Here is a 25,266-nt window from a genome sequence, read left to right as displayed (position 1 = left end):
CGGTTACGCTCACGGCGTCACGATCGCGAACCCTGGGTCGGGGTTGTCGATCAGTCCGATGATGGTCCCGATCACCGACGTGTCGCCCTCGAGACCGACACCGTCGGCCGACGCGCCGGTGAGAAGTCCGAGCAGATCGCGTTTGGTGAGTGTCACGACGAGGTCGGCGGGATCCTGCCGCCGCGTCGGATGGTGGATCAGGACTCCGTTCGACAGTTCCATCCGGTAGGTCTCGTCGAGATCGGTGAAATGCCAACGGATCGAGGACGACAGGTCCCAGGCCCGTGGACCGTCGAGGCGGATGGCGAGACTGTCGAAGAGTTGTGTGACGGTGAGCGCTGAGGAAACCCCGGATGCGTTGATCGGGGCGGCATGGACCTGCCCACCGAGTTCGTCGGCTCCGACGAGGAAGTTGTTGCGCCAGGTGGCGCACTCGGCGCCGTAACCCAACGTCGTGAAGACCTGCGCGAGCAACTCTTTCGCGCCGGCATGGTCCGGCTCGGCGAAGACCGCATGACCGGCGAGTTCTGCGGCGAATCGCAGATCCCCGTCGTCGGCGAACTGTTTCGCCTTGGCGACCGTCGCCTCGACGCCGCCGAGCGCTTGCACGTAACGTGCGGCGGCGGCTTCCGGTGGATGCTGCCACAGGTGCGCCGGATTGCCGTCGTACCAGCCGAGGTAGCGCTGATAGATGGCCTTGACGTTGTGGCTGACCGAGCCGTAGTACCCACGGGCGTGCCAGGCGGCATCGAGAGCCGGCGGCATCGGGAAGTCTTCGGAGATCTCGCTGCCGAGGTGGCCCTGATTGAGTCGCCGTAGCGTCTGATCGTGAAGGTATGCATACAGATCGCGCTGCTGGGTCAGATAGACGAGCAGCTCGTCGGTCCCCCAGGTCGGCCAATGGTGCGAAGCGAACGCGACATCGGAGTCGTAGGCGAACATCTCGATCGCCTCGCTGAGATACCGGGACCAGACACGGGCGTCGCGGACCTGTGCCCCACGGAGTGTCAGGAGGTTGTGGAGATTGTGAGTTGCGTTCTCTGCCAGACACAGTGCTCGGTGATCGGGGAACCAGAAGTTCATCTCCGACGGGGCTTCCGTTCCCGGCGTGACCTGGAAGACCATCCGGACATTGTCGAAGGTCTCCTCTTGTCCGGTGTGAGTGATGTCGAGCGTCGGCGCGATCAAACCCACTGTGCCGGTGGATGTACTGGGCCCGAGGCCAGCACCGAGGGTTCCGGTTGCACCGACGGGCAGGACGATCCCCGTGTGGTACATGCTGCGCCGTAGCATCGCGGTGCCGGCGTAGACGTTCTCGGAGACGGCATGCTGGAGAAAGTGTTCGGGCGCGACGATCGGCACCGTCGTGTCGGCGTCGACGACACCGAGAACGCCGCCGAAGTGATCGACGTGAGAGTGGGTGTAGATGACCGCGCTCACCGGACGGTCACCACGATGCTCGCGGTAGAGGGCGAGGCCGGCCGCTGCACATTCCGACGAGACCAGGGGGTCGATCACCACCACACCGGTGTCCCCTTCGACCATCGTCATGTTCGACAGGTCGTACCCACGGATCTGATAGATACCGGCGGTCACCTCGAACAACCCGTGCACTGACGTCAGCTGGGCCTGCCGCCACAGACTGGGGTTGACGGTGTCGGGGCAGTCGCCGACGGTCGCCTCCGCGAAACCCGCGGCGTCGTAGACCACTCGGCCGTCGCCGCCGTGAACGACGGCCGGGTCGAGTACCCCGATCAGACCGCGGGTGGCATTGTCGAAGTCGGTCTGGTCGGAGAAATCGGCAGACATCGGGACTCCTCCACCGGCAGGCCCGCGGGCTGCGCGGCTCAGATCGATGTTCGGTTCCCGACGCCATCACGTTCGAATCGCAATCACGAGTATCTCGCACCGGGTGCCCGGAACGTGGGGGTTCGTCAATGCCCGGCTGACGCCCGTCGCCGCCGAGCTCCCGTCTCACTTCGGCGGGAGCCTCCTGGCGTAGTCGGCACCGATGGTCACCCAGCGCGTCAGCTGCCGATCGGACGCGATCCCATCCTCGAAGACGCGCAGCCAGCCGAGTGTCTCGCGCGCCGACATGTGCATCGGCGCGGTGTGCGGGTATTCGAGCAGGGTGCTGGTCTCCTCGGGCGGCACGCGGACCATGATCCCGCCCTTGCCGCTCACGGTGACGGCCATGTTGCCGTTGATCAGGAAGGCCAGGCCGCCGAACATCGGGACCTCGTCCACGCCGACCTCCGCCGCGAGCAGCGCGCGGATGCGGAAGGCGAGTTCCTCGTCGTAAGCCACGTCTCCAGGCTATTCGGCGGGTGTGACGGGGAAAGACTTGGCAACCAACTTACCGAGCAGTAAGGTCATGCCATGGCGATCAACCTGGAGCTCCCGAAGAAGTTCGATTCGACGGTCGAGCGCACCCATCTGGCTGCCGAGCACATCTTCCGGCCGATCTCACGCAAGTACGACAAGGCCGAGCACGAATACCCCACGGAACTCGACGACCTGGCGAAGCTCGCCAAGCAGGGACGCGGGTCGGAGAAGGCGGCCGACTCGTCGAGCAGCGACGACGGACCGTCGGTCAACGGCGCCAACATGCGCGGCCTGATCTCCGCACTCGAGATGAGCTGGGGCGACGTGGGCCTGCTGCTCTCGATCCCGGGCCAGGGACTCGGCAACGCCGCCATCGCGGCCGTCGCCAACCCCGAACAGCTCGAGAAGTTCTCCGACGTCTGGGCGGCGATGGCCATCACCGAGCCCAGTTTCGGGTCGGACTCCGCGGCGGTGTCGACGACGGCAACCCGCGACGGCGACGACTACCTCATCAACGGCGAGAAGATCTTCGTGACCGCCGGTTCGCGTGCTGATCACGTCGTCGTGTGGGCGACCATCGACAAGAGTGTGGGCCGCGCGGCCATCAAGAGTTTCGTCGTCCCGATGACCACCGAGGGCGTGACGGTCGCCCGCCTCGAGCACAAGCTCGGCATCAAGGCCTCCGACACGGCCGTGATCCGTTTCGAGAACGCCCGCGTCCCCGCCGAGAATCTGCTCGGTTCGCCGGAGATCGACACCAAGAAGGCCTTCGGCGGGGTCATGCAGACCTTCGACAACACCCGTCCCGTCGTCGCGGCCATGGCGATCGGCCTGGGCCGCGCCGCCCTCGAGGAGCTCCGCCGGATGCTCGACGAGGCCGGCCACGAGATCGACTACGACCGGCCGGCAGCCGCCCAGCATGCGACCGTCGCCGAATTCATCCGCCTCGAATCGGAGTGGGAGGCCTCGTGGCTGCACACGCTGCGGGCCGCCTGGATGGCCGACAACGCCCAGCCGAACTCCACCGAGGCCTCGATGTCGAAGGCCAAGGCGGGGCGCACGGTCACCGAGATCACCAACAAGGCCGTGGAAATCGGTGCGACAGCAGGCTTCTCGGAGACCTCCCTCCTCGAGAAGTGGGCACGTGACTCGAAGATCCTCGACATCTTCGAGGGCACTCAGCAGATCCAGCAGCTGATCATCGCCCGCCGCGTTCTGGGAAAGTCCAGCACCGACCTGAAGTGAGGTCTTGGGCAGTCCTACGACGCTCGGGTTCCCAAAGCGGCACGGACGAGAACAACTGCGTGTGACGATGGAGGCTGGGCCGGCATTCGGTCCGGACGACTCCCGTCGGAAGGTCCTGACATGACCGCACCTGCAGGCATTCGCATCGATCCCTCGTTGGAGGACCTCTACAAAGACCTTCACCGACACCCGGAGCTCGGCTTTCAGGAGCACCGCACCGCCGGTCTGGTGGGCGATCGGCTCCGAGCGTCGGGGTTCGACGTGACCACCGGTGTCGGCAGGACCGGTGTGGTCGGTGTCCTGCGTAATGGTGACGGTCCGACGATCGCGATGCGCGCGGACATGGATGCCCTACCCGTCCGCGAGGACACCGGGCTCGACTACGCCAGCACCGTCACGGCCACCGACGACACGGGTAAGACGGTTCCGGTCGCACACGCCTGCGGCCACGATCTGCACACGACATGCCTGCTGGGCGCGGCGGACATCCTCGCCTCCGCTACGTCGGAATGGTCGGGCACGGTTGTCCTGGTGTTCCAGCCCGCCGAGGAGCTGGGTGCCGGCGCGCAGGCGATGGTCGACGACGGCTTGTGGGACCGTTTTCCCAAGCCCGACGTCGTGCTCGGTCAGCATGTCTCACCGCTGCCGGCCGGCAAGATCGCCGGACACCCGGGAGCTTCGTACGCCGGGTCGGATTCACTGCGGGTGAAGCTGGTGGGCCGGGGTGCACACGGCTCGATGCCCGAGGCCTCGGTGGATCCCATCGTGCTGGCCGCGGCCACGGTGCTGAGGCTGCAGACCATCATCTCGCGGGAGATCCCGAGTACCGCAACCGCGGTGCTCACCGTCGGATCGATCCACGCGGGTGACGCCGCGAATGTGATTCCGGGTGAGGCCGAGATCCAGCTGAACATCCGCAGCTACAACGAGACCGTTCGCGGCAAGATTCTCGACAGCGTCGAGCGCATCGTGCGTGGCGAGGCGGCGGCGTCGGGCGCGCCGGACGAGCCGACGATCACCGAGATCGAACGCTTTCCCGTGGTCACCAACGACCCGGACGCGCTGCGCACGACCCTGGATGCCTTCACGGACTGGTTGGGTGCGTCCAACATCCTCGACCCGGGGGCAGGTGCGGGAAGTGAGGACGTAGGCATCCTGGCCACGAGTTGTGGTGCACCTCTTTCGTACTGGCTGCTGGGCGGAGCCGATCCTTCTCTGTTCACCACCGGCGACCTGACGGACCCGGCGCTGCTGAAAGTGCCGTCGAACCACTCTCCGCATTACGCTCCGGTGATCGATCCGACGCTGGGTACTGGAGTACGGGCGCTGGTCGTCGCGGCTCGTACCTGGTTGGGCCGCTAGCCGTCTCGGTGACGAGAGGCTGAGGCAACCGGCCCGCTCGGCTCAGCGCAACAACCGTTCCCGTAGCCGTGCCTCGCGTTCCAGGCGTTCGGTATCCCGACGTCGACGTTCGGCCATGATCGCGCACAGCACGTCTTCGAACGGTGCATCCCGCGGCGGAGCAGGTGCCACGAACGGAGCGACGGCGAAGACCAGTCGGCGCGCGGCGACCGCGCGGGGCTCGGGTTTCATGCCATGTCGACCGTTGAGGAACTGGCGGATGACGACGGCGAGCTCGTCGGGAATGGCCGCGATATCCGCAGACACCGCCCACGTGGCGAGTCCGGCGGGCATCTCGATGGGATGCTGCTCCTCGATGCGGTGGCGGTCGCGGATCACATAGGTCCCGGCGAGGAGATCACCGAGACGCTTGTTCTTTCGAGAGATGGCCGCGCTGATGACCGCGGGTAGACCCAGGCAGGCGTACATCTCGACGAACCCGACGAGCGCTCGGGTCAGCGACTGCCGAAAACCGGTGGGCCCGGCGTCGTCTCGCACGGTGCGTAGCCCGACCACCAGATGGCCGACGGTCTTGCCGCGGGTGAGTGTCTCGGTGACGGTCGGTAGGGCGATCACGCTGACGATGGGCAGCAACGTGCTGACGGTGCCCCGCCACGCGTCGTTCAGGTCACCGGTCACCGTGTAGGACAGCCACCAGAGGAACAGCCACAGAGCGATCCCCAGCGCGACGTCGAGCATCCCCGAGAGAATCCGGTAGCCGAGACCGCCCGGCGGTAGTGCGAGCGCGACCGCCTCACCGGAGACGAGGTCGTTGCGGCCGACGCCGACGGTGGCCGACACACCGCCACCCCAGACGGTCGGCGGCGGCCCGACCGGGACCGGCGCACCCGCCATCACCGGAGGTCGTGGTGGCAACGATCCGGGCGGCACCGCCTCACCATACGACGCCTACTGCGGTCCGCGCGGTGTGAGCACACGCCACGACGCCCGTCGAATGACACGCTCTGCACCGGGTCGGATGCCGGTTACGCTGGCGGAGTGGATCTCGACGCCTATGTGTCCGCGCATCGCGCGACGTGGGAACGACTCGACACGCTGTCGCGCCGACGTCGGCTGACCGGAGCCGAGGCCGACGAGATCATCGACACCTATCAGCGCGTGGCCACCCACCTTTCGGTGATCCGCTCCTCGGCCCCCGACGCCTCGCTCGTCGCGTATCTGTCGGCGTTGTTGGCGCGGGCCCGCGGTCGGGCGTCGGGCACTCGGGTGAGTACCTGGTCGACGTTCATCGACTTCTTCGCCATCTCCTTCCCCGCCGCGCTGTACCGGATGCGGTGGTGGTGGCTGACCGTGATGGGTGTCTGCCTGCTCGCCGCCGCCGTCATGACCTGGTGGGTTCTGGAGCACCCGCGCATCGAGAGTTCCTTCGCCTCTCCGCAGGAGATCGAGCGTCTCGTCACCAACGACTTCGAGAGCTACTACAGCGAATACGAGGCGACCTCGTTCGCGGCGCGTGTGTGGACCAACAACTTCTGGCTCGCCGCGATGTGCATCGTCGTCGGCATCTTCGGCCTGCCGGTGATCTGGATGCTCTACACCAACATCCTGAACCTGGTGGTGATCGCGTCGATCATGATCCGGCACGGCCGCGGCGACCTGTTCTTCGGGCTACTCCTCCCACACGGCATGCTCGAGCTCACCTGCCTGTTCGTCGCCGCGGGGGTCGGCCTGCGGATCTTCTGGTCGTGGGTGTCACCCGGGAACCGAACGCGCGCAGCCGCTCTCGGTGAGGAGGGGCGCGCCGCGATCGGCGTGGCCCTGGGACTCGTCGTCGTGTTGCTGATCTGCGGCGTCATCGAGGCCTTCGTGACCCCCTCTCCCCTTCCGACCTGGGCGCGTGTCGGGATCGGTGTGACCGCCTGGCTGCTGTTCATGGCCTATGTCTTCGTCGCGGGACGTCGTGCGCACGAGTCCGGTGAAACCGGCGACCTCGCCGAGCTGGATCGAGGCCTCACCGCGCCCACCGTGTAGGAATGGACGGAGTGCATCCACCCGAGAGGAACACCCGAATGGCCAAGAACGACAAGTCCCTGGACGCGGTTTCGCTGATCGGCGGAGGTCTCGCCGCGGTCGGTCTGACGCACTTCGTCAAGCCGGAGCTGTTCGCCCCGATCACCGCGCCGGTGTTCCCCGAGGACACCACCACCTGGACCTATCGGAACGGGGCGTGCGAGACCGCGATCGGCGTCGCGCTGGTGTCTCCCCGTACCCGCCGGCTCGGCCTGGCCGGACTCGCCGGCTACCTGGGCTTCCTCGGCTACCGCGCGGTGCAGGCCAAGAGCTGACCGGCTAGAGCAACCCGCGCGACTTGAGCAGCAGATAGTGATCGGCGAGCCGCGCGGGGAGCTTGTCCGGCGGTGCGTCCACCACGTCGACGCCGAGTCGGCCGACGGCGGTGGCCGTCCGATTCCGCAGGGTGACGGTCCGGGCCGCGGCCGCCGCGTCGTAGACGGTCGCCGGATCCTCCCGGGCCGAGATCATCTCTTCCAGTGCGGGATCCGCAACGGATCCGATGACCACCTTGTAGTGCTGCGCGAGAACCGACAGCGGCGGCAGCAGTGACTCCTCGACGGCGGCCGGCTCCAGCGGGGTCAGCAACACCAGCAGGGCGCGCTGACGGCCGATCTTCGCGACCTCCGCCCCGAGCATCGGCCAATCGGCCTCCAGCAGAGCCGGTTCGAGGTTCGCCATCGCAGAGACCAGGCTGTTGAGCAGCGTCGTCCGGCCCACCCCGACCACTCGTCGGTGAACGCGTCGGTCACCTGCGATGAGGTCGACGCGGTCGCCCGCATGCGACGCCAGCGCGGCGAGCAGTAGAGCAGCGTCCATCGCCGCGTCGAGGCGTGGGACGTCGCCGACGCGACCGGCCGAGGTGCGCGACGTGTCGAGCACGATGACGATGTGACGATCCTTCTCCGGCTGCCAGGTACGCACGACGGTCGAACGGCGTCGTGCTGTCGCCCGCCAGTCGATGCTGCGGACGTCGTCTCCTTCGACGTAGTCCCTCAGCGAGTCGAATTCGGTTCCCTGTCCGCGTATCCGGACCGCGGACCGGCCGTCGAGCTGACGCAGGTGGGCGAGCCGGGAGGGCAGCAGTCGCCGTGAACCGAACGGCGGGAGCGCCCGGACCCGACCGGGTAGCGGCACACCGCGTTGCCGTCCGGCGAGTCCGAGGGGGCCGAGCCGACGAACCGTCATCCGCACCGCGAGCCGGTCGCCACGGCGCGTCGGGGTGAGAGTGGTGGTCACAGTGCGTGCTTCGCCGGGGGGCACGGTGAGCCGATGCTCGTCGTCGGTGGCACCGGCCGACGGCTGCCAGCAGTCGCGCAGGACGCCGCGGAACGTGCTGCTTCCGTTGTTGGTGACCGCGACCGAACACGAGGTGGTCTCGCCGAGCCGGACCGGACCGGGCGCCGACCGTGCCAGGGTCACGGTCTTCGTCGACCCGGCGAGCGCGAGGTCGAGGCACATCAGGAGCACGCAGAACAGGACCCACAGCACCGGGACGGCATAGTTCGGCCATACCAGGATCGGCACTGCGCCGAGCAGCACCAGGATCAGGAACCGGCCGGTGAGGAACATCAGCGCGGGACGGGAACCGAGTTGACGGCGGCGTCGAGGACCGAGCTCACGGACACGCCTTCGAGTTCGGCCTCCGGACGCAGCGACAACCGGTGCGCCAGCGTCGACTGTGCCAGCGCCTGCACGTCATCCGGGGTCACGAAGTCACGTCCGTTGAGCCATGCCCAGGCCCGGCTGGTCCCGAGCAATGCCGTCGCGCCGCGCGGGCTGACGCCGAGGGCCAGGGACGGTGAGAACCGTGTCGCGCGGGCGATGTCGACGATGTAGGCGGCCACCTGCGGGGCGACGCCGACGCGACGGACCTGCTCGATGCCGGCCTCGACGTCGGCGGCTGAGGCGACCGGTCGGAGCCCCGCCGCGGCGAGATTGCGCGGATCGAACCCGGCGGCATGCCGGGTGAGAACGGTGATCTCGTCCTCGCGGGGCGGCAGCGGCAGCGTCACCTTGAGCAGGAAGCGATCGAGCTGGGCCTCCGGCAGCGGGTAGGTCCCCTCGTACTCGACGGGGTTCTGCGTCGCCGCCACCAGGAAGGGGCTGGGCAGCGGACGGCCGACGCCGTCGACGGTCACCTGCCGTTCTTCCATCGCCTCGAGCAACGACGCCTGCGTCTTCGGCGGGGTGCGGTTGATCTCGTCGGCCAGCAGGAGATTGGTGAAGACCGGGCCTTCGCGGAAGGTGAATTGGGAACTGGCGGCGTCGAACACGAGTGAACCGGTCACGTCGCCGGGCATCAGGTCGGGGGTGAACTGGACGCGTTTGGTCTCGACGTCGAGCGCGGCCGCGACCGATCTGACGAGGAGTGTCTTCGCGACACCGGGTACGCCTTCGAGCAGGACGTGCCCGCGGCACAGCAGTGCGATGAGGATGCCTGCGACCGCCTGATCCTGTCCGACAACCGCTTTGGCGACCTCGGCACGTACCGCACCGAGTGCGTCGCGCGCAGTGTTCGACGACGGGGCGGGGCCGCCGTGCGGATTCTGCGGCGGTGCTGCGATCTCGAACGGACCGGGGCCGAAGGTGCGGGATGGATCGACGGTCATGGCGTTTGTCGGACTTCCTTGTCGAGGGCGGTCAGTTCGCTGGTGAAGAGGACGAGGCCGGTGTCGGTGGTGGGGAGCGGTCCGGCGAGCAGGGCCCGCACCCGGGCTAGGTCCTGGCCGGTGACGGACACGACTGTGGTGATGATGGCGTGCACCGCGGGGTCGGCGGTTTCCTCATGCGCCACCATCGATTCCCATCCGGGTATGGCCAGTTCGTCGGTGGCCTTCCCGGCGTCGTACGGCAGGCCGAGATACGACGCGAGTGAGGCCAGCGTGTGGATGCGCAGAGCGGCGGCGGACCGGGCATCCGCGCGGGCCTTGTGGTACATCCGACCCCGTGCCTGGGTGGTCTCGATCGCCTTGACGACCGCCGGCAGCGGCTCGGTGACCAGCGCGCCGAACCGGCGACCCCGCCACAGCATGAGGGCCAGAACCGCGAACGCGGCCAGCACGATCAGCGGCCCGATCGCCGCCGGGACGTCGGATTCCTCGTTCTCGGACGGCACCTCGTCGGTGACGAACGGTACGTACCAGAGGATGTCGTCGGCATTGGCGAAGAGCCGGGTCGTCACGCCGGCGTTGTCGCGGAGCGCGAGGTTCTCGTTGAGCAGCATGTCGCCGCTCACGACCACGATCTCCGGACGGCCGGCGGCGGCCGGAAGGTACAGCACATTCGACGCGGCGCCGGTGGTGAAGCACGACGTCGTACCCGGTGCGGAGGTGCTGTAACCGAGCGTGCCGCCCGTGATGGTGTCGTCGGGGGCGATCTCGCCGGTCGTGCAGCGGGCGGGCACCCCGGTCGGGGCGCCGCCGAACTCGAGCCGAACGGGCAGTCCGAGAAGCGACAGCGCGTAGTCCTGCGGCGCGATCAGGATCACCCGGTGCGCCTCGGAGACCCGGTCGAGGAACTGTTGCGCCGTACCCGGGTTGAACGCACCCACCGACGACACGACGACCGTCGTGTTGCTGCCGGGGCGCGGTGCGTCGGTGAACTCGTCCAGGCCGCGAGCCTGTCGGAGGTCGCCGCTATGCTCGTCGACGATCTGAGCCAAGGCGCGGGCGCCCTGGGGTCGGGGGTTGTCGGGGTCGTAACTCACACCCGGCCCGGGCTCCGCCCCGAACACGTTCAGCGCGGATACCCCGAGCAGGCCGATCGCGCCGACCACGACGACGACCAGAACCACCACGAGCACCCAGATCCACCGCGGTGTGCCGCGCTTCGGCGGGGACAGCGCGATCGACGGGGCACGGGTAGTCGTGGTCATCGGGGCACCGCCATTCGACGCGGACCTGAGGTGTCCGCCGCGGCCGGTTGGGCGGACGACACCGCACGCTCCAGATCGAGCACCGCACGCGCCGACCCGGCGGCCGCATGTCGGTCGCCATAGGCGATCGCGTCGAACAGATCAGCGGCGCGGCGCAGTTCGACGCCGTGGTCGGCGAACCGGAATGCCAGTTCGGCGGCCACCTCGTGCGCGGTGAGAGACGGCTCGTCGGCGAGCAGACCCCGTTCGATGGCGCGGCGGGCGAGGGCACGGACGGCGTGGACCACGCTGCCGTCGTAGTCGCCTGCGGTGTATCGGTCCTCGGCCACGGCCCGGAGTTCCTTCGCTGAGCGCGTACCGGGCAGCACCACTTTGGCCGCGGTGGTGTCGGCCGTTGTCGGGGCCCGCGGGATGCGTCGAACCCGGCGGGTCACGAGCACGGCGAGGCCCACGACCAGAAGGATCGCGAGCACGATGACGATCGCCCGGATCGTGTCCGAACCACCGAACAGGTCGAGGACGTTGTCGGCGATCCATTCCCACACGCCGTCGCTGAACTCGTCCCACCACGACGGTTCCGGCGGCTGGTAGGCGTCCTTCGACAGCTCGTCCTCGGCCCAGCGTCGGGCCTGCTCGTTGCCGGGGTCCAGAGGAGCAGCCAGGATCGGGGTCACGGATACCGGCCTTTCCGTGCTGCTGGGACTCGTCGTTTCACGGACTAGACGCCCGAGGAGACTCTTGCGGCGAACGTATCAAAGAACCCTGTGCAGGCACCGGAAACATCCACCGGTCGACGGACGCGCGTGCTACGGTGCAGAACTAGAACACGTTCTAATTTCTGGAGGATTCATGACCGTGGAGCAAGCCGACCTCGCCGACAAGATCGACGCGGCGGTCGACGCCTACGTCGAGCTGCTGAACACCGGGACCGCCGAACAGATCGCCGACCTCTACGCGCCCGACGCGACGGTCGAGGACCCGATCGGCGCCGACATCCGCAACACCCGCGAACAGCTCGTCGAGTTCTACTCGGTGATCACCGGCATGGACGAGCGCACCGCCACCCTCAAGTGGAAGAAAGTCGCCGGCGACACCGCGGTCTTCGAGTTCACCCTCGTCACCAAGACCGCGGGTCTCGCCTTCGAGATCACCCCGGTCGACATCATGGTCTTCAACGCCGACGGCAAGGTGTCGTCGATGCGCGCGGTCTGGCGGCCGGAGGATCTGACGCAGCTCTGACTCCGCTCTGAGCTGCTACCCACGCCCCGTCGGCCGCAGCACGATGTCCTGTGGATGGGCGTCGGCCGGGGTCTCGACGGCGTGCACGACGGCGGCCGCGACCGATTCCGGGCGCAGGAACTGCGAGGCGTCGTAGTCGCGACCCTCGATGGCGACCAGCTCGCGCTGCATGTCGGTGTCGATGCGACCGGGGTAGACGGATGTGACCCGGAGCGTCGGCTCTTCGGCGCGTAGGGAGTCGGCGAGTGCGCGCAGGCCGAACTTGCTTGCCGCATAGGGCGCCCAGCGCGGCTTGGCCGACCGGCCGGCTCCGGAGTTCACGAAGACGACGTGCCCTTCTGCCTGCCGCAGCGCCGGCAGGAGGAGCCGCGTCAGTTCGGCGACCGCCACGAGGTTCACCTCGAGTACGTGATGCCATTCCTCGACGGGGGTGTCCGAGACGTGTTCGAGACTGCTGCCGACGCCGGCATTGTGGACCAGCACGTCGAGTTCGCTGATGGTCTCCACCGCGGCGGCGACCTCGTCGTAGTCGGTCAGTTCGACGGCGAAGGTGCTCGCGCCGTCGAGCTCCGTGGCGAGGTGGTCGAGTTCGGGTGAGGGACGGCCGCCCAGCAACAGGTCATGCGTGGGGGCCAGCTGTCGGGCGATCTGTGCGCCGAGGCCGCGACTGGCCCCGGTGATCAATGCGGTGGGCACTCTGCCAACCCTACTGCGGCGACCCGGATGCCGAAATCGTCATGCCCACCCTCCGTCGGCCCGGTGACGACGACCGAGGCGAGTGAGGACGCCGCGTATCGAGGCCGCCTCGATGAGCAGACGTGCGCGCCGGGGGGCACAATCGTCGGCGTGGCCAGGTACGGATTCACCCCAACGCAGCTGTCGGCACGTGCCGCTTATCTGCTGCGCGGCAACGACCTGGGCACCATGACCAGTGCGGCGCCCAAGCTGTACCCGCACATGTGGAGCTGGGACGCCGCGTTCGTCACCGTCGGTCTCGCGCCGCTGTCCGTCGAGCGTGCGGTGATCGAGATGGACACCCTGCTGTCGGCCCAGTGGCGCAACGGCATGATCCCGCACATCGTGTTCGCCAACGGCCGTGACGGATACTTTCCCGGCCCGTCCCGCTGGGAGTGCGCACGACTGGCCGAGTGCGCCCCCGACTTCCCGGACACCTCGGGCATCACTCAGCCGCCGGTCCACGCGATCGCGGTGCAGCGCATTCTCGACCACTCCCGACGTCACGGTCGTACGACGCGGGCGGTGGCCAATGAGTTCATCGACCGCCGCTGGAGTTCGCTGGTGCGGTGGCATCGCTGGCTGGCCCACGCCCGGGATCCGATGGGACGCGGCCGGATCACCATCTTCCACGGCTGGGAATCCGGCATGGACAACTCGCCGCGCTGGGACTCCGCGTATGCGAATGTCGTTCCCGGACTAGACCTTCCGCCGTACCAGCGTGCCGATCTCGATCACGTCACCGACCTGTCGATGCGGCCCACCGACCTCGAGTACGACCGGTACATCTGGCTCGTCGAGCAGATGAAGCGTGCGCACTACGACGACGAGTTGTTGCCGAAGGTCATGAGTTTCGCCGTCGAGGACGTCTTCGTCAGCGCGATCTTCGCCGTCGCCTGCGACGTGCTCGCGACGATCGGCGAGGACTATTCCAAGCCGCTGGCCGACGTTCGCGACCTGCGCGCCTGGGCCGACCGGTTCCGTTCCGGCGTGGTGGCCGCGGCCAACGACCGTAACGGTGCCGCAAGGGATTTCGATCTGCGGGCGAACTCCTGGATCACCACCGAGACCATCGCCGCGTTCGCTCCGCTCATCTGCGGCGGGCTCCCCCGTGAGCGGGAACGCGCGCTGCTCCGGCTGTTCGAGGGCCCGCGCTTCTGCGGACATCCCGACCTTCGGTACGCCGTCCCACCGTCGACGTCGCCGATCTCGGCTGACTTCCGACCCCGCGAGTACTGGCGTGGTCCGGTGTGGCCGGTCATGACCTGGCTGTTCAGTTGGGCGTTCGCGCGTCGGGGCTGGACCGAGCGTTCGGCGCGGCTCCGCGAGGAGGGTCTGCGTCAGGCCACCGACGGCTCGTTCGCGGAGTACTACGAGCCCTTCACCGGCGAGCCTCTCGGCAGCATGCAGCAGAGCTGGACCGCGGCGTCGGTGCTGGACTGGCTCGACTGAGAGTGTCGTTCCGACTACCTGGGAGGTAGTGGCTTCCGCGCGTTCGGGGGCGGAGTCTGGAGTCACCGCAATCCGTCTCAGGAGGTGTCCGATGACCACGGAGAAGACCACTCACCGGAACCGGCGACCCCCACTGGGTGCGATGCCTACGGCCTCGACGCCGCGGTGGCTGGTGGCCGTGGCGCGATGCGACCGTGCGCTTTCGTCGTGGTTCATCGGGGCGGGCTTCTTCTTCGCGCCGATCCTGCTGATCCTCGACCCCTGGCCGATCGCGGTCGCCGTCGCCTGGACCGTGATCTCGCTGGCGGGACTGTGGCTCGGACTGCTCGGTGCGTTCATGGCCGCCGGACTCGCGCGCGTGTTGCGCGCCGGCGACGTGATCCCCGACGAGTTCTGGGTCGGGCTGCTCGACTATCGCCGTCAGTAGGCGCTGCGACTCTCGCTCACCCCCTTCGTTCTCGCTCACCCGATAAGTGTGAGCGGGAACGGATTACGTGAGCCGATCTCACGCCGAACCTCCGACGAGGCTCCGCACCGCATGACGTACGCCGCGTAGCACACCATTACAGAGCCGTCACACTCCGGAAACACACCACTTGTTTCATAACAGGGGACGGCGTCCACTACGAAGAGTCATCACGAACCCCCGGGTGGCACGAGGACGCCGACCACGTACCCGACGAGCGCATTCGCGCCCGAGTGAGACATGGAGGAGCATCGTGACGATCGAGAGTGCCAAGGCGTTGGAGTTCCGCGTGACCAGCGATGGTTTCAAGAATCTTCCGAAGATGCCGGAGGCGGAGTACCCGGGCACCGAGGGATTCATCGGTGACGTCTACGAGAACCCGGACGGCAGCCCGATGTGCAGCGGGTACTTCGAACTCCACCACACCGACGAGCCGCTCTACTACGAATACGAGTACGACGAGATGAAGGTCGTTCTCGAGGGCGAGTTCCTCTTGGAGAACAAGGAAACCGGGCAGAAGACGGTCGCCAAGGCCAAGGACGCGATCTTCTTCCCGAAGGGATCGAAGATCTACTTCAGCACACCGGACTATGCGCTCGCCTTCTACACCGGTCTGCGCGACGCCACTCTCCTCTGATCGCTGACGATGTCGCAGATCACGTACTCCAGCGTGCCGGCGTGGGCACGACCTGGTGACCTGGTCGAGACGACGACCCCCACGCCGACCGGTAGTTCCTACCTGCTGGTCGGTGTCGGGGACGTCGCCGACGCACTGGGCCGCTGGGAAGCCGACCTCCCTCCGCTGGTCACCACTCGAATCCACGGCGACGCCGACACCGCCGCCGACCTGCTCGCCGGAGCGCTCGCCGAGGCCACCGTCGGGGTCCGGGTCTGGATCGTCGCCGACGCCGGTGCGGCACTGCGGTTGCGCGCCGTCGCCGTGAACGCCGGACTCGAGGACGACGAGATCGAAGTCATGACAACCGATTCCGACGGCCAGGCCGAGGCCGACGTGTTCTGTTCGCACTGCCGGTCGGTCACCCGCGTCCGAGCGGTGATCGATGACGTCATCCCGTGCGCCGGATGTCGTCGCGACCTGCTGGTGTACCACCACGTGTCCCGTCGAACGGGGCAGTACCTGGGCTTCATGGTCGACGCCGAGACCGCCCAACCCCTGTCCACCGGTGAGGAGGTCCAACTGTGAGCATCACCGTCGCAGCAGAACCCGATTCGGCCGGCGCCGCCGCCGAGTCGACGAGCCGCGTCGACCGGATGCCCACGATGCAGCTCGTCGTGACCGCGATCGACTCCACCGTCACCGGCATCCGCAGCATCACGCTCGCCGACCCCGACGGTCGGGCCCTCCCCGGCTTCGTCCCCGGCAGTCACCTGGTGGTCCACGCCGGCTCGAACACCAACGCCTACAGCTTGACCGGCGACGGCACCCATCCCACGAACTACTCGATCTCGGTCCTCGAGGTCGACGACGGCAACGGCGGGTCCCGCTGGCTGCACAACGAACTCGCTGTCGGCGACACGCTGACCGTCGGACTCCCCCGAAGCGCCTTCGCGCCGATCGCCCGCGCCCGCAAACACCTGCTGGTCGCCGGCGGGATCGGGATCACTCCCATGGTGTCCCACCTGCGCGCAGCCGTGCGCTGGGGCCGGGACGTGCAGTTGCTCTATGTCTTCCGTGAGGAAGCCGCGGCCCACCTGGCCGACGTCACGGCGCTCGCCCGGGCTCGCGCCGAACTGTTCACCGACCGTGTCTCGTTCACCGGGCGCCTCGACGAAGCGCTTCGTACCCAGCCGGTCGGCACCCACCTGTACGTCTGCGGACCGTCGTCCATGATCGATTCCGTCGTGGCGTCCGCCGCAGCAGCCGGATGGCCCGACTCCCGAATCCACTTCGAACGCTTCGGCATCGATGCACTCGATGCCGGTGACCCGTTCCGCGTCGAGCTCACCGAATCCGGCCGGAGCATCGATGTCCCGTCGGGGACGAGCATGCTCGCGGCCCTGGAAGAGGCGGGCGTCGAGGTCCCGAATCTGTGCCGTCAGGGCGTGTGCGGCGAATGTCGCATCCCCCTGTCCGGCGGATCACCCATCCACCGCGATCTCTACCTCAGCGCCGAGGAGAAGTCCGCCGGTGACGCCATCATGCCGTGCGTCTCGCGCGCCGCCGGCGGCTGCACCCTGGAGGTTCCCCTGTGACAAGCACACTCGACAACACAACCGCCGAGACCGCGGCCGACCTGGTCGCCGGCTTCCCGTTCCCGTTCCTCGAGGACCGGTACCGCTACAGCACCAACGTCGAACCGGCCGAGCAACCCGTCACGACGCCCGCGGGTCAGTGGGGCACCGCGGTCGTCGACATCGACTCCGAGTACCGCGCCGAACTCGACCAGCGTGCGGTGACCCTCGCCGCCGATCCGACCCGCCACGCCGTACTCCCCCACATGGTGCCCGCCGCGTGGGATGCGATGTTCACCCTCATGCGCGAACTCGACGCCGCGTACCCGGAGCAGATGCAGCTCCGCTCGACCGGACCTGACGAATGGTTGTGGCGCAACGACATCCTCGGCATCGAACAGCACTTCCGCTACGGCGACGCCACCACCCTGCCCGACGAACCACTGCGCTACATCACCTCTCAGGTCCAGGAGGACATCGCGCTCCTCGACCAGCGCAACGACCAGCTCTTCGTCGACGCCGGGGTGGTCACCTTCGCCGCCGACTGGAGCTTCGGCTTCGACGTCGGGATGAGCTTCCTCGAGATCCACGGGCCCGTCCCGCGGGTGCGCAAGGAAGGCGTCATCACCCGGGCGCACGAGTTCCTCAAGCGTCTTCAGCCGCACCAGCCCTACCGGCGGACCAACTGGACACTCACCATCGACCGCCGCCTCGATGTCTCGACCGAGATCTACCCCGAGTGGGGCCCCGACCGCGAGAGTATCCAGCTCGTCGACGACGCCGAGTTCGGACGCCGCGTCCACCTACGCGTGGAGGTGCAACATCTCATCCGGCTCCCGGATTCGGGAGCGGTCATGTTCCTGATCCGCACCTACATGCTGCCTCTGGAGCAGCTGGCCACCGTCGATCCGTGGCGGCGTCGTGCCGCCGAGGTCCTGGCCGAATTGCCCGAGGACATGGCCGATTACAAGGGCATCATCAAGTACCGGGACCGCGCCGCCCAGTGGTTGCGCGACGCCGCGCCCACTCCGCCGGCGCCGACCGGCCCGGGCCTGCCGGTCTGGCCGGCCACTCCCCCGGCGGTCGACACCACCGGGGCGGCCTTCCTCGTGGTCGCCGTCGGCGATGACGCCGAGACCGCACACGTGTCACGCAACTGGGTCGCGGCGGCCGAGGCCGTCGGAGCCACCCGGCTGCTCGTGCTCGACACGCTCACCGACGAGCAGGATCGTGCGTCCCTGCACGACGCCCTCGACGAAGCGCTCACCGGCACGCGCATTCTCGTCACCGGCGGCCAGTACGACGTGTTGACCGCGCTGGCCATCGCGCGCGAGGCCGGGGCCGTACCCGCCGAACTGTCCTCCCATGTCGTCCACCTCCGCGACCTGCCGCTCTACTGTGCGCACTGCCGCAACACCTTCCGCGTCGAGGGTCGTGCCGGCGGGACAGCCACCTGTCCCGGTTGCTCCCGCGATCTGGAGATCCACGAACACCATTCACCGACGATGGGCAGCTTCCTGGCATCGGCTGCGGGAGGTGATGCATGACGGCGGCAGCCATCCCCGCACACCTGCACCCGGGCTATGCGACGTCGACACGGCCCATGCGCGTCGTCGCCGTCCGGCAGCTGACCGCGGACATCACGCACTTCCGGTTCGCGCCGCTCGCCGACACCCCGCAGGTCCTGACGCCCTACCAACCGGGCAGCCATCTCATCATCACCGCCGGTGAGCACCGCAACGCCTACTCGCTCGTCGACGACGGCATGTACCCCAACACCTACGGCATCTCGGTTCTACGACGCGGTGCCGGCGGGGGGTCGGACTGGTTGCACGACAACCTCTCCGAGGACGCCGTCGTCGAGGTGGAGGGGCCCCGGTCGATGTTCGCACCCGTCCTCGACCAGCGGGGAGCACTGCTGGTGGCCGGCGGTATCGGCGTCACACCGGTCCTGTCGCACGCACGGGCACTGGCACGCGAGGGGCTTCGCGCAGACATCGTCTACTCCTTCCGACCCGGCAGCGGAGCGCACCTCGACGATCTCCGTGCGCTCGCCGAGCAGCCGAACATCACCCTGCACGAGGTGTCCGGAGTCGAGGCCACGGCGGAACTGATCGCCGACAGGTTCCGGTCGCAGCCGCTGGGGACCCACGCCTACGCGTGCGGACCGGCAGCCCTGCTCGACTCCTATCAAGAACTCGCTGCTCAGACCGGATGGCCCACGGCGCGAGTCCATCTCGAGAGATTCGCCGCGCCGGAGCAGGAGCCCGGCGACCCGTTCACCGTGACGCTGTCCTCGACCGGGGACCGGATCGACGTCCCGGCCGGGGTGTCCCTACTCCAACGACTACTCGACAGTGGTGTCGAGGTGCCCAACCTGTGCCGCCAGGGCGTGTGCGGCGAATGCCGAATCCCTGTGCGCGGAGGCATCATCGAGCATCGCGACCTCGTCCTGTCCGACGAGGAGAAGGCTCTCGGTGATGCGATGCTGTGCTGTGTATCCCGGGGGCAGAACATCGAGGTGGACCTGTGACCACAGAAGCGATCCCGACCGAATCCGCAGAACTGTTCCTCAACCAGCCGGTGGATCATCTCGGTAATCTGCCGTGGCCGTTCCCGGACGACCTCGAGGAGTTCTCCTACAGCGTCAACGTCGAACCCGCCCGCATCCCCCGACGCACCCGTGGTGGTGAATGGGGTAGGCATCTGGTCGATCTCGGTGGCGCGGAGTACCCGGAGATGATGGCCGAACGCCGTCGGATTCTCGACAACGACCCCTCACGGGTGCGGGTCCGTGCCGGCATGGAGATCGCGTGCTGGGATCTGCTGCTCTACTACCTGCGCGATCTCAGCATCTCCTACCCCGGCCTCATGCACCTCGACGAACACGGCGACGGTCGGTTTCACTGGCGCAACGAGATCCTCGGCACCGACCAGGGATTCGTGCTCGGCGACCCCGAGTCCCTGCCCTACGGGCCGATGGAGTTCCTGGCGCGGGAGGTACCCGACGACCTCCTTCTCGTCACCGAACGCGACGGGCACCTGTACTTCGACGCCGGTGTGGTGACCTTTGCGGCGGCGTGGTCGGTGTCCTTCGATGTGGGCATGGACATGTACGAGATCCATGCCCCGGTCCCGCGCATGCTCCGCGAGGGCATCGTCGCCCGCGCCGAGCAGTTCCTGCGCAGGCTACCGGCAGATCAGGTGTACCGCAGGGTGAACTGGACTCTGTCGGCGTCGGATTCGCACAAGCTCGACGTCAGTCTCGAGGAGCTGCCGGCCTGGGCAGGTGACGTCCCGGGCATGGTCGCCGACGGCGATTTCGCCAGGGCGCGCCTGCGCATCGAGCTGGAACACTTCGTCCGGTTGCCGATGTCGGGTGCGGTGACGTTCAATATCCGGACATTCATGGCCTCGCTGGAGGACGTGAAGCGAATACCCGAGTGGGCCAGTCAGTTGGCGACCGTCATCGAGACACTCGGTGAGGACATCGCCGCCTACAAGGGATTCCTCGACTATCGCGACAGTGTGGTCGCATATCTACGCGGTCAATGACGCCCGTGAGCTGCTGGTGCAACAACCACCGACTTCTCAAGTCTCCGAACCGAAAGATCGCCCATGGAACCGATTCTCGCGGCTAACGCCGACCTGGCCTGGATGCTGGCAGCCTTCGTCTTCGTCCTGCTCATGTTCCCCGGCCTCGCCTTCTTCTACGGCGGCATGGTCGGCTCGAAGAACGTGCTGAACATCATGTCGATGGTCATCTCGACCCTCGGCATCACCGCCGTGCTCTATGTCGTCATCGGCTACGGACTCGTGTCCGGGCCGTCGGTGGGCGGGTGGGGCCTCATCGGCAACCCGACCGACTTCATCGGCCTGACCAACTGGCTGACCGACGACGCCTCCGGTGCGACCCAGACGCTGTACTTCGCGGCGTGGTTCATCCTGTTCGCGGCCATCACCATCGCCATCGTGGCCAGTGGTGCCGCCGGCCGCATGAAGTTCTCCGCATGGCTCGTCTTCGCACCGATCTGGCTCCTGGTGGTGTACTTCCCCGTGGCCCACTGGGTGTTCTCCGCCGATGTCGACGACAACTACAAGGGCGGCTTCCTGCTCAACAAGGTCGAGATCGTCGACTACGCAGGCGGAACCGCGGTCCACATGAACTCGGGTGTCGCAGCGCTCGCGCTGGCCGTTGTGCTGGGTGCCCGGAAGCGCCGCATGGAGCGTCCGCACAACGTGCCGATGACCATGCTCGGTGGCGGCATCCTGTTCTTCGGCTGGTTCGGCTTCAACGGGAGCTGTGCCCTCGGCGCCAACTTCCTCGCCCAGTCGGTCATCCTGAACACGCTGCTCGCCGGTTCCGCCGGCATGATCGGCTTCGCGATCATCGAGAAGTGGCGTGAAGGTCATGTCACCTCGCTGGGCATCATCACCGGCGTCGTCGCTGGTCTGGTCGGCATCACCCCTGCAGCCAGCAGCATGGCGCCGCTCGGTGCACTGTGCGTCGGCATCTTCGCCGCCGCGGTCGTCGCCTTCCTGCTGAGCTTCAAGTCGAAGCTGAAGGTCGACGAGACGCTCGACGCCTTCGCCGTGCACGGCATCGGCGGCATCGTGGGTACCTTCTGCATCATCCTGTTCGCCACCGATGTCGCTCCGGCCGGTGTCCAGGGTGTCCTCTTCGGCGGCGATCCCGACATCATCTGGCGTGAGCTCGCCGGTATCGCGATCACCTGCACCTACTCGTTCGTGATGACCTGGCTCATCGCGAAGGGTCTCGACAAGGTCATGGGCATCCGCGTCGACGAGGAGACCGAGATGGTCGGTCTCGACACCGTCCTGCACGCCGAGACCGCCTATGAGATCCCCAGTGCGAGCGTCGGCCACCCGGGCGGCGGCCTGGGCGCCCTGTCTCCGGCGGCAGCCGCCGAGTCGGTGGAGAAGTCGATGCCTTCCTCGACTCCACCCGCACAGGTCTGATCGCGCGGAGGAAGTGAACAACGGCCCGGGGCCCACCGTGAGAACGGTGGGTCCCGGGTCTTCTTCGTCCCGTCACACGAGGTGCTGAAACGACACCGTCCGCTCACCGGGCGGAAACAGCGGCGAAACAAAGGGCCGGTCTACTAACGGTAGACACTGGTTCACGCGAGTGGACATTCCGACAGGCAATACCTACAGTCGACCCCGGAGCGCATCATGACCACCACCAACGCAGCCCCTGACACCAGCACCCTCGCCGAGCTGTGTGCGGCGAACGACACCAAGTTCATCCTCGCCATGTTCGTCGACCTCCGCGGCAAGCCGTGCGCCAAGCTGGTGCCGGTCGAGGCGGTCGACGAACTCGCCACGGAGGGAGTGGGTTTCGCCGGTTACGCGGTCGGTGCGATCGGCCAGGAGCCCAAGGATCCCGACCTCATCGCGATCCCCGACGTGAGTTCCTTTCTTCCGATCCCGTTCATCAAGGAAGGCCTCGCCGTCGTCCAGTGCGATCCGCACGTCGAGGGCAAGCCGTGGCCGTTCGCCCCGCGCAACATCCTCAAGACCCTCATCGCGCAGACCGCCGACGCCGGCTTCGAGCCGTGGGTGGGTGCCGAGGTCGAATACTTCCTTCTCAAGCGTGCCGGCGACGGATCGCTCGTCACCGCCGACGACGCGGACGACTCCGACCAGCCCTGCTACGACGTCCGCGGACTCACCCGGATGTACGAGCACCTCACGTCGGTGTCCACTGCCATGAACCAGCTGGGCTGGAGCAACTACGCCAACGACCACGAGGACGGCAACGGACAGTTCGAGCAGAACTTCAAGTACGCCGACGCGCTCACCACCGCCGACCGGGTCGTCACTCTCCGCTACCTCCTCTCGGCGATGGCCGCGGAGAAGGGCATGATCGCCACCTTCATGCCGAAGCCGTTCGCCGACCGCACCGGCTCGGGACTCCACTTCCACCTATCCCTCACCAAGGGCGGTGAGCCGGTGTTCCCGCAGGTCAGCGAAGACGCCCGCGGACTCGGCCTGTCCGACACCGCCTACGGGTTCATCGGCGGCATCCTCGAGCACGCCCCGGCGCTGCAGGCCGTGATCGCACCGACCGTCAACTCCTACAAGCGAACCGGCGCCACCGCCACCCGCTCGGGCGCGTCCTGGGCGCCGCGCAAGGCCACCTACGGCGGCAACGACCGGACCCACTACATCCGCGTCCCCGACGACCAGCGCGTGGAACTCCGCGGCGGCGACGGATCAGCCAACCCGTACCTGGCCGCGGCCGCGCTGCTCGGTGCCGGCCTCGACGGCATCAAGCGCAGCCTCGACCCCGGCGCCGTCGGCGGAGCGCCCAGCCACATCGCCGAACTGCCCCTCACCCTGCTGCACGCGGTCGAGGCCTTCGAGGCCGACGCCGTCGTCGCGGGCGCGCTCGACGCCGCACTCCCCCAGGACTGGCCCGAAGACCAGGGCAAGGTGTCGACCTACTTCTCCAGCCTCAAGCGCGAGGAGTTCTTCAACTGGCATGCCGCGGTCTCCCCGTGGGAAGTGGACCAGTACCTCACCGCCTTCTGACGTGGCCGCACCCGGCCGCGCGAACCGAAGCACATCCCAACTCTCCCTTCGACGTAAAGGATTCGACAATGTGCGGAATCGTCGGATTGCATCTGCGTGATCCCGATCTTCATCCCCGGCTCGGCGCCATGCTCGCCGAGATGCTCGGCGAGATGCAGGATCGCGGCGCGGACTCAGCCGGTATCGCGGTCTACGGCAACCCCGAGTGGGCGCCGCCCGGCCACGGCTGCGTCTCGCTGCTCGAACTCGACGTCCTGCCCGACGAGGTCTCGTCGACCCTCGGCGCGGCGCTCGGTGTGCCCGTCGCCGCGCAGCTCGTCGACGCCACGCTGGTCGCGTCGGCCCCAGTCGGTGCCGAAGAACTTCTCGGCGCGGCCCGTGCCGCCTACCCGGATGCGCTCGTCGCCGGCTTCGGCGCGGATCTCACCGTCCTCAAGGGTGTCGGCGCGCCGCGTGACCTCACCGAATCCTGGGGGCTGGCAAACGCTTCGGGCTGGCAGGGCGTCGGCCACACCCGCATGGCCACGGAGTCGGCCGTGACCCCGTCGGGCGCGCATCCGTACGCCGTCGGCCCGGAGCAGTGTCTCGTGCACAACGGCTCCTTCGCCAACCACGCCACCATCCGGCGCGAATTACGCGCCGAGGGAGTGGAATTCGACAGCGAGAACGACACCGAGGTCGGCGCACGCTTCGTCGCCCACCAGCTCGCCGCCGGCAGGGACGTCGAGACCGCGCTCAAAGAGGTGTGCGCCACCTTCGACGGCTTCTACACCCTGGTGGTCTCCAACCGGGACTCCTTCGCCGTCGTCCGTGATGCCATCGCCTGCAAGCCCGCCGTGATCGCCGAGACCGACGACTGGGTCGCGATCGCCAGCGAGTACCGCGCCCTCGCCAAGCTGCCCGGCGTCGAGAACGCCCGCATCTGGGAGCCCGAGCCGGAGGTGGTCTACGCATGGACGCGGTGACACTCGAACAACCGGGGACCCTCGGACGACCCGAGGCCCCCGGCCACTCCACCTACTCCTCCACCGGCACAGCGAAAGCGGAGACGATGAGCCCCAATCACCACTTCGACCTCGCGAACACCCCACTGCGAGAGATCAACTCGGCCCTTCACGGGGACATCTCCGGGGAGATCGTCATCGACAACCCGGCCGGCGCGCACAGCGTCGCGGCCGGCGTCAACGCCCCGGTCAAGATCACCGTCGACGGACACGTCGGCTACTACGCCGCCGGGATGAACCAGCAGGCCGAGGTCACCATCAACGGCAACGCCGGCACCGGTGTCGCCGAGAACATGATGAGCGGCAGCGTGATCGTCAAGGGCAACGCCTCGCAGTCGGCGGGTGCCACCGCGCACGGCGGGCTCCTCGTCGTCGAGGGCGACGCGGCCGCGCGCTGCGGGATCTCGATGAAGGGCGTCGACATCGTGATCGGCGGCAACGTCGGACACAACAGCGCGTTCATGGCGCAGGCCGGCCGCCTGGTCATTCGCGGCAACGCCGGCGACGGGCTCGGCGACTCCATCTACGAGACCCGCATCTACGTCCGCGGCGAGGTCGCCTCCCTCGGTGCCGACTGCATCGCCAAGCCGATGCGCGAAGAGCACCTCGAGGAACTCGCCGGACTGCTGAAGGCCGCCGGTTACGGCGACGACGACCTGACCGCCTACACCCGCTACGGGTCGGCCCGCGAGCTCTACCACTTCAAGGTGGACAACGCTTCCGCCTACTGAGCCACCCCT

General features: G+C 67.7%; 25 protein-coding genes. 17 read left to right on the top strand and 8 right to left on the bottom strand.

Translation table 11 applies throughout. From position 1 onward, the window contains the following. Window positions 1-9 precede the first annotated feature (9 nt). A complete protein-coding gene (locus tag PWF70_RS23360; protein ID WP_035753923.1) occupies window positions 10-1,809 on the bottom strand; it encodes an alkyl/aryl-sulfatase in 1,800 nt (599 codons plus the stop codon). A gap of 165 nt (window positions 1,810-1,974) precedes the next feature. Beyond that, window positions 1,975-2,307, bottom strand: coding sequence for a TfoX/Sxy family protein (locus tag PWF70_RS23355; RefSeq protein ID WP_006361133.1), 333 nt, complete (start codon window positions 2,305-2,307; stop codon window positions 1,975-1,977). Between the two features lie 72 nt (window positions 2,308-2,379). Here PWF70_RS23355 and PWF70_RS23350 point away from each other — a divergent pair, with 72 nt between their 5' ends. Both PWF70_RS23350 and PWF70_RS23345 read left to right on the top strand, forming a co-directional pair. Further along, complete coding sequence (locus PWF70_RS23350; RefSeq protein ID WP_006361132.1) at window positions 2,380-3,570, top strand: acyl-CoA dehydrogenase family protein; 1,191 nt, start codon at window positions 2,380-2,382, stop codon at window positions 3,568-3,570. 120 nt (window positions 3,571-3,690) lie between these two features. Then, window positions 3,691-4,932, top strand: a complete 1,242-nt coding sequence (locus PWF70_RS23345; RefSeq protein ID WP_006361131.1) for an amidohydrolase — start codon at window positions 3,691-3,693, stop codon at window positions 4,930-4,932. Between the two features lie 42 nt (window positions 4,933-4,974). Here PWF70_RS23345 and PWF70_RS23340 read toward each other — a convergent pair whose 3' ends face one another. After that, complete coding sequence (locus tag PWF70_RS23340; protein WP_006361130.1) at window positions 4,975-5,826, bottom strand: RDD family protein; 852 nt, start codon at window positions 5,824-5,826, stop codon at window positions 4,975-4,977. A gap of 144 nt (window positions 5,827-5,970) precedes the next feature. Here PWF70_RS23340 and PWF70_RS23335 point away from each other — a divergent pair, with 144 nt between their 5' ends. Beyond that, complete coding sequence (locus PWF70_RS23335) at window positions 5,971-6,963, top strand: stage II sporulation protein M (RefSeq protein ID WP_006361129.1); 993 nt, start codon at window positions 5,971-5,973, stop codon at window positions 6,961-6,963. A gap of 38 nt (window positions 6,964-7,001) precedes the next feature. Continuing rightward, a complete protein-coding gene (locus tag PWF70_RS23330; protein WP_006361128.1) occupies window positions 7,002-7,277 on the top strand; it encodes a DoxX-related protein in 276 nt (91 codons plus the stop codon). 4 nt (window positions 7,278-7,281) lie between these two features. Here PWF70_RS23330 and PWF70_RS23325 read toward each other — a convergent pair whose 3' ends face one another. From PWF70_RS23325 to PWF70_RS23310, 4 genes are read right to left on the bottom strand one after another with little or no spacing between them, the layout of a single operon-like run. Beyond that, window positions 7,282-8,574: a DUF58 domain-containing protein gene (locus PWF70_RS23325; RefSeq protein ID WP_006361127.1), complete on the bottom strand. Its 1,293-nt coding sequence runs from the start codon at window positions 8,572-8,574 to the stop codon at window positions 7,282-7,284. Then, window positions 8,574-9,614 carry an AAA family ATPase gene (locus PWF70_RS23320; protein WP_035753924.1) on the bottom strand — a complete coding sequence of 347 codons (1,041 nt, stop codon included), beginning with the start codon at window positions 9,612-9,614 and terminating at the stop codon, window positions 8,574-8,576. Before PWF70_RS23320 ends, PWF70_RS23325 begins: the two co-directional genes overlap by 1 nt. After that, window positions 9,611-10,879, bottom strand: coding sequence for a DUF4350 domain-containing protein (locus PWF70_RS23315; RefSeq protein ID WP_231380925.1), 1,269 nt, complete (start codon window positions 10,877-10,879; stop codon window positions 9,611-9,613). Before PWF70_RS23315 ends, PWF70_RS23320 begins: the two co-directional genes overlap by 4 nt. Beyond that, entirely contained in the window at window positions 10,876-11,553 is a 678-nt protein-coding gene (locus PWF70_RS23310; protein ID WP_035753926.1) for a DUF4129 domain-containing protein, read from the bottom strand. The genes PWF70_RS23315 and PWF70_RS23310 overlap by 4 nt, the downstream gene beginning before the upstream one ends. A gap of 175 nt (window positions 11,554-11,728) precedes the next feature. Here PWF70_RS23310 and PWF70_RS23305 point away from each other — a divergent pair, with 175 nt between their 5' ends. Next, window positions 11,729-12,118 carry a nuclear transport factor 2 family protein gene (locus PWF70_RS23305; protein ID WP_035753928.1) on the top strand — a complete coding sequence of 130 codons (390 nt, stop codon included), beginning with the start codon at window positions 11,729-11,731 and terminating at the stop codon, window positions 12,116-12,118. Window positions 12,119-12,133: 15 nt separating this feature from the next. On the opposite strand, the gene PWF70_RS23300 is transcribed toward PWF70_RS23305, so the two are convergent. Further along, window positions 12,134-12,814 carry an SDR family oxidoreductase gene (locus tag PWF70_RS23300; protein ID WP_006361122.1) on the bottom strand — a complete coding sequence of 227 codons (681 nt, stop codon included), beginning with the start codon at window positions 12,812-12,814 and terminating at the stop codon, window positions 12,134-12,136. A gap of 150 nt (window positions 12,815-12,964) precedes the next feature. Between PWF70_RS23300 and ggh the strand changes: the two genes are divergently transcribed. From ggh to PWF70_RS23240, 12 genes are all read left to right on the top strand, one after another. Next, window positions 12,965-14,305 (top strand): glucosylglycerate hydrolase, encoded by a 1,341-nt coding sequence (ggh, locus tag PWF70_RS23295; protein WP_035754033.1) that lies wholly within the window; start codon window positions 12,965-12,967, stop codon window positions 14,303-14,305. Window positions 14,306-14,396: 91 nt separating this feature from the next. Next, window positions 14,397-14,732, top strand: coding sequence for a hypothetical protein (locus PWF70_RS23290; RefSeq protein ID WP_035753930.1), 336 nt, complete (start codon window positions 14,397-14,399; stop codon window positions 14,730-14,732). A gap of 292 nt (window positions 14,733-15,024) precedes the next feature. Beyond that, entirely contained in the window at window positions 15,025-15,408 is a 384-nt protein-coding gene (locus tag PWF70_RS23285; RefSeq protein ID WP_035753931.1) for a cupin domain-containing protein, read from the top strand. A 9-nt stretch (window positions 15,409-15,417) separates the two neighbouring features. Continuing rightward, the gene (locus PWF70_RS23280; RefSeq protein WP_035753932.1) at window positions 15,418-15,975 is read left to right on the top strand and encodes a dimethylamine monooxygenase subunit DmmA family protein; all 558 of its coding nucleotides are present in this window, start codon (window positions 15,418-15,420) and stop codon (window positions 15,973-15,975) included. Then, a complete protein-coding gene (locus tag PWF70_RS23275) occupies window positions 15,972-16,985 on the top strand; it encodes a PDR/VanB family oxidoreductase (protein WP_035753934.1) in 1,014 nt (337 codons plus the stop codon). Before PWF70_RS23280 ends, PWF70_RS23275 begins: the two co-directional genes overlap by 4 nt. Continuing rightward, window positions 16,982-18,511 carry a heme-dependent oxidative N-demethylase family protein gene (locus PWF70_RS23270; RefSeq protein WP_035753936.1) on the top strand — a complete coding sequence of 510 codons (1,530 nt, stop codon included), beginning with the start codon at window positions 16,982-16,984 and terminating at the stop codon, window positions 18,509-18,511. The genes PWF70_RS23275 and PWF70_RS23270 overlap by 4 nt, the downstream gene beginning before the upstream one ends. Beyond that, window positions 18,508-19,497, top strand: a complete 990-nt coding sequence (locus tag PWF70_RS23265; RefSeq protein ID WP_035753937.1) for a PDR/VanB family oxidoreductase — start codon at window positions 18,508-18,510, stop codon at window positions 19,495-19,497. Before PWF70_RS23270 ends, PWF70_RS23265 begins: the two co-directional genes overlap by 4 nt. Next, complete coding sequence (locus tag PWF70_RS23260) at window positions 19,494-20,519, top strand: heme-dependent oxidative N-demethylase family protein (RefSeq protein WP_286352788.1); 1,026 nt, start codon at window positions 19,494-19,496, stop codon at window positions 20,517-20,519. The genes PWF70_RS23265 and PWF70_RS23260 overlap by 4 nt, the downstream gene beginning before the upstream one ends. Before the next feature lie 63 nt (window positions 20,520-20,582). Then, entirely contained in the window at window positions 20,583-21,944 is a 1,362-nt protein-coding gene (locus PWF70_RS23255; RefSeq protein WP_286352787.1) for an ammonium transporter, read from the top strand. Between the two features lie 216 nt (window positions 21,945-22,160). Beyond that, complete coding sequence (gene glnT / locus PWF70_RS23250; protein ID WP_119033507.1) at window positions 22,161-23,522, top strand: type III glutamate--ammonia ligase; 1,362 nt, start codon at window positions 22,161-22,163, stop codon at window positions 23,520-23,522. A gap of 68 nt (window positions 23,523-23,590) precedes the next feature. After that, entirely contained in the window at window positions 23,591-24,487 is an 897-nt protein-coding gene (locus PWF70_RS23245) for a class II glutamine amidotransferase domain-containing protein (RefSeq protein ID WP_286352786.1), read from the top strand. Next, window positions 24,475-25,257: a protein glxC gene (locus PWF70_RS23240; RefSeq protein WP_502876438.1), complete on the top strand. Its 783-nt coding sequence runs from the start codon at window positions 24,475-24,477 to the stop codon at window positions 25,255-25,257. The genes PWF70_RS23245 and PWF70_RS23240 overlap by 13 nt, the downstream gene beginning before the upstream one ends. Window positions 25,258-25,266 lie beyond the last annotated feature (9 nt).

It is taken from the genome of Gordonia sp. Swx-4 (genome assembly GCF_030316175.1).
Lineage (GTDB): Bacteria > Actinomycetota > Actinomycetes > Mycobacteriales > Mycobacteriaceae > Gordonia > Gordonia alkanivorans.
The sequence above is the reverse complement of the archived record's forward strand: the minus strand, read 5'-3'. Positions and strand labels throughout refer to the sequence as shown.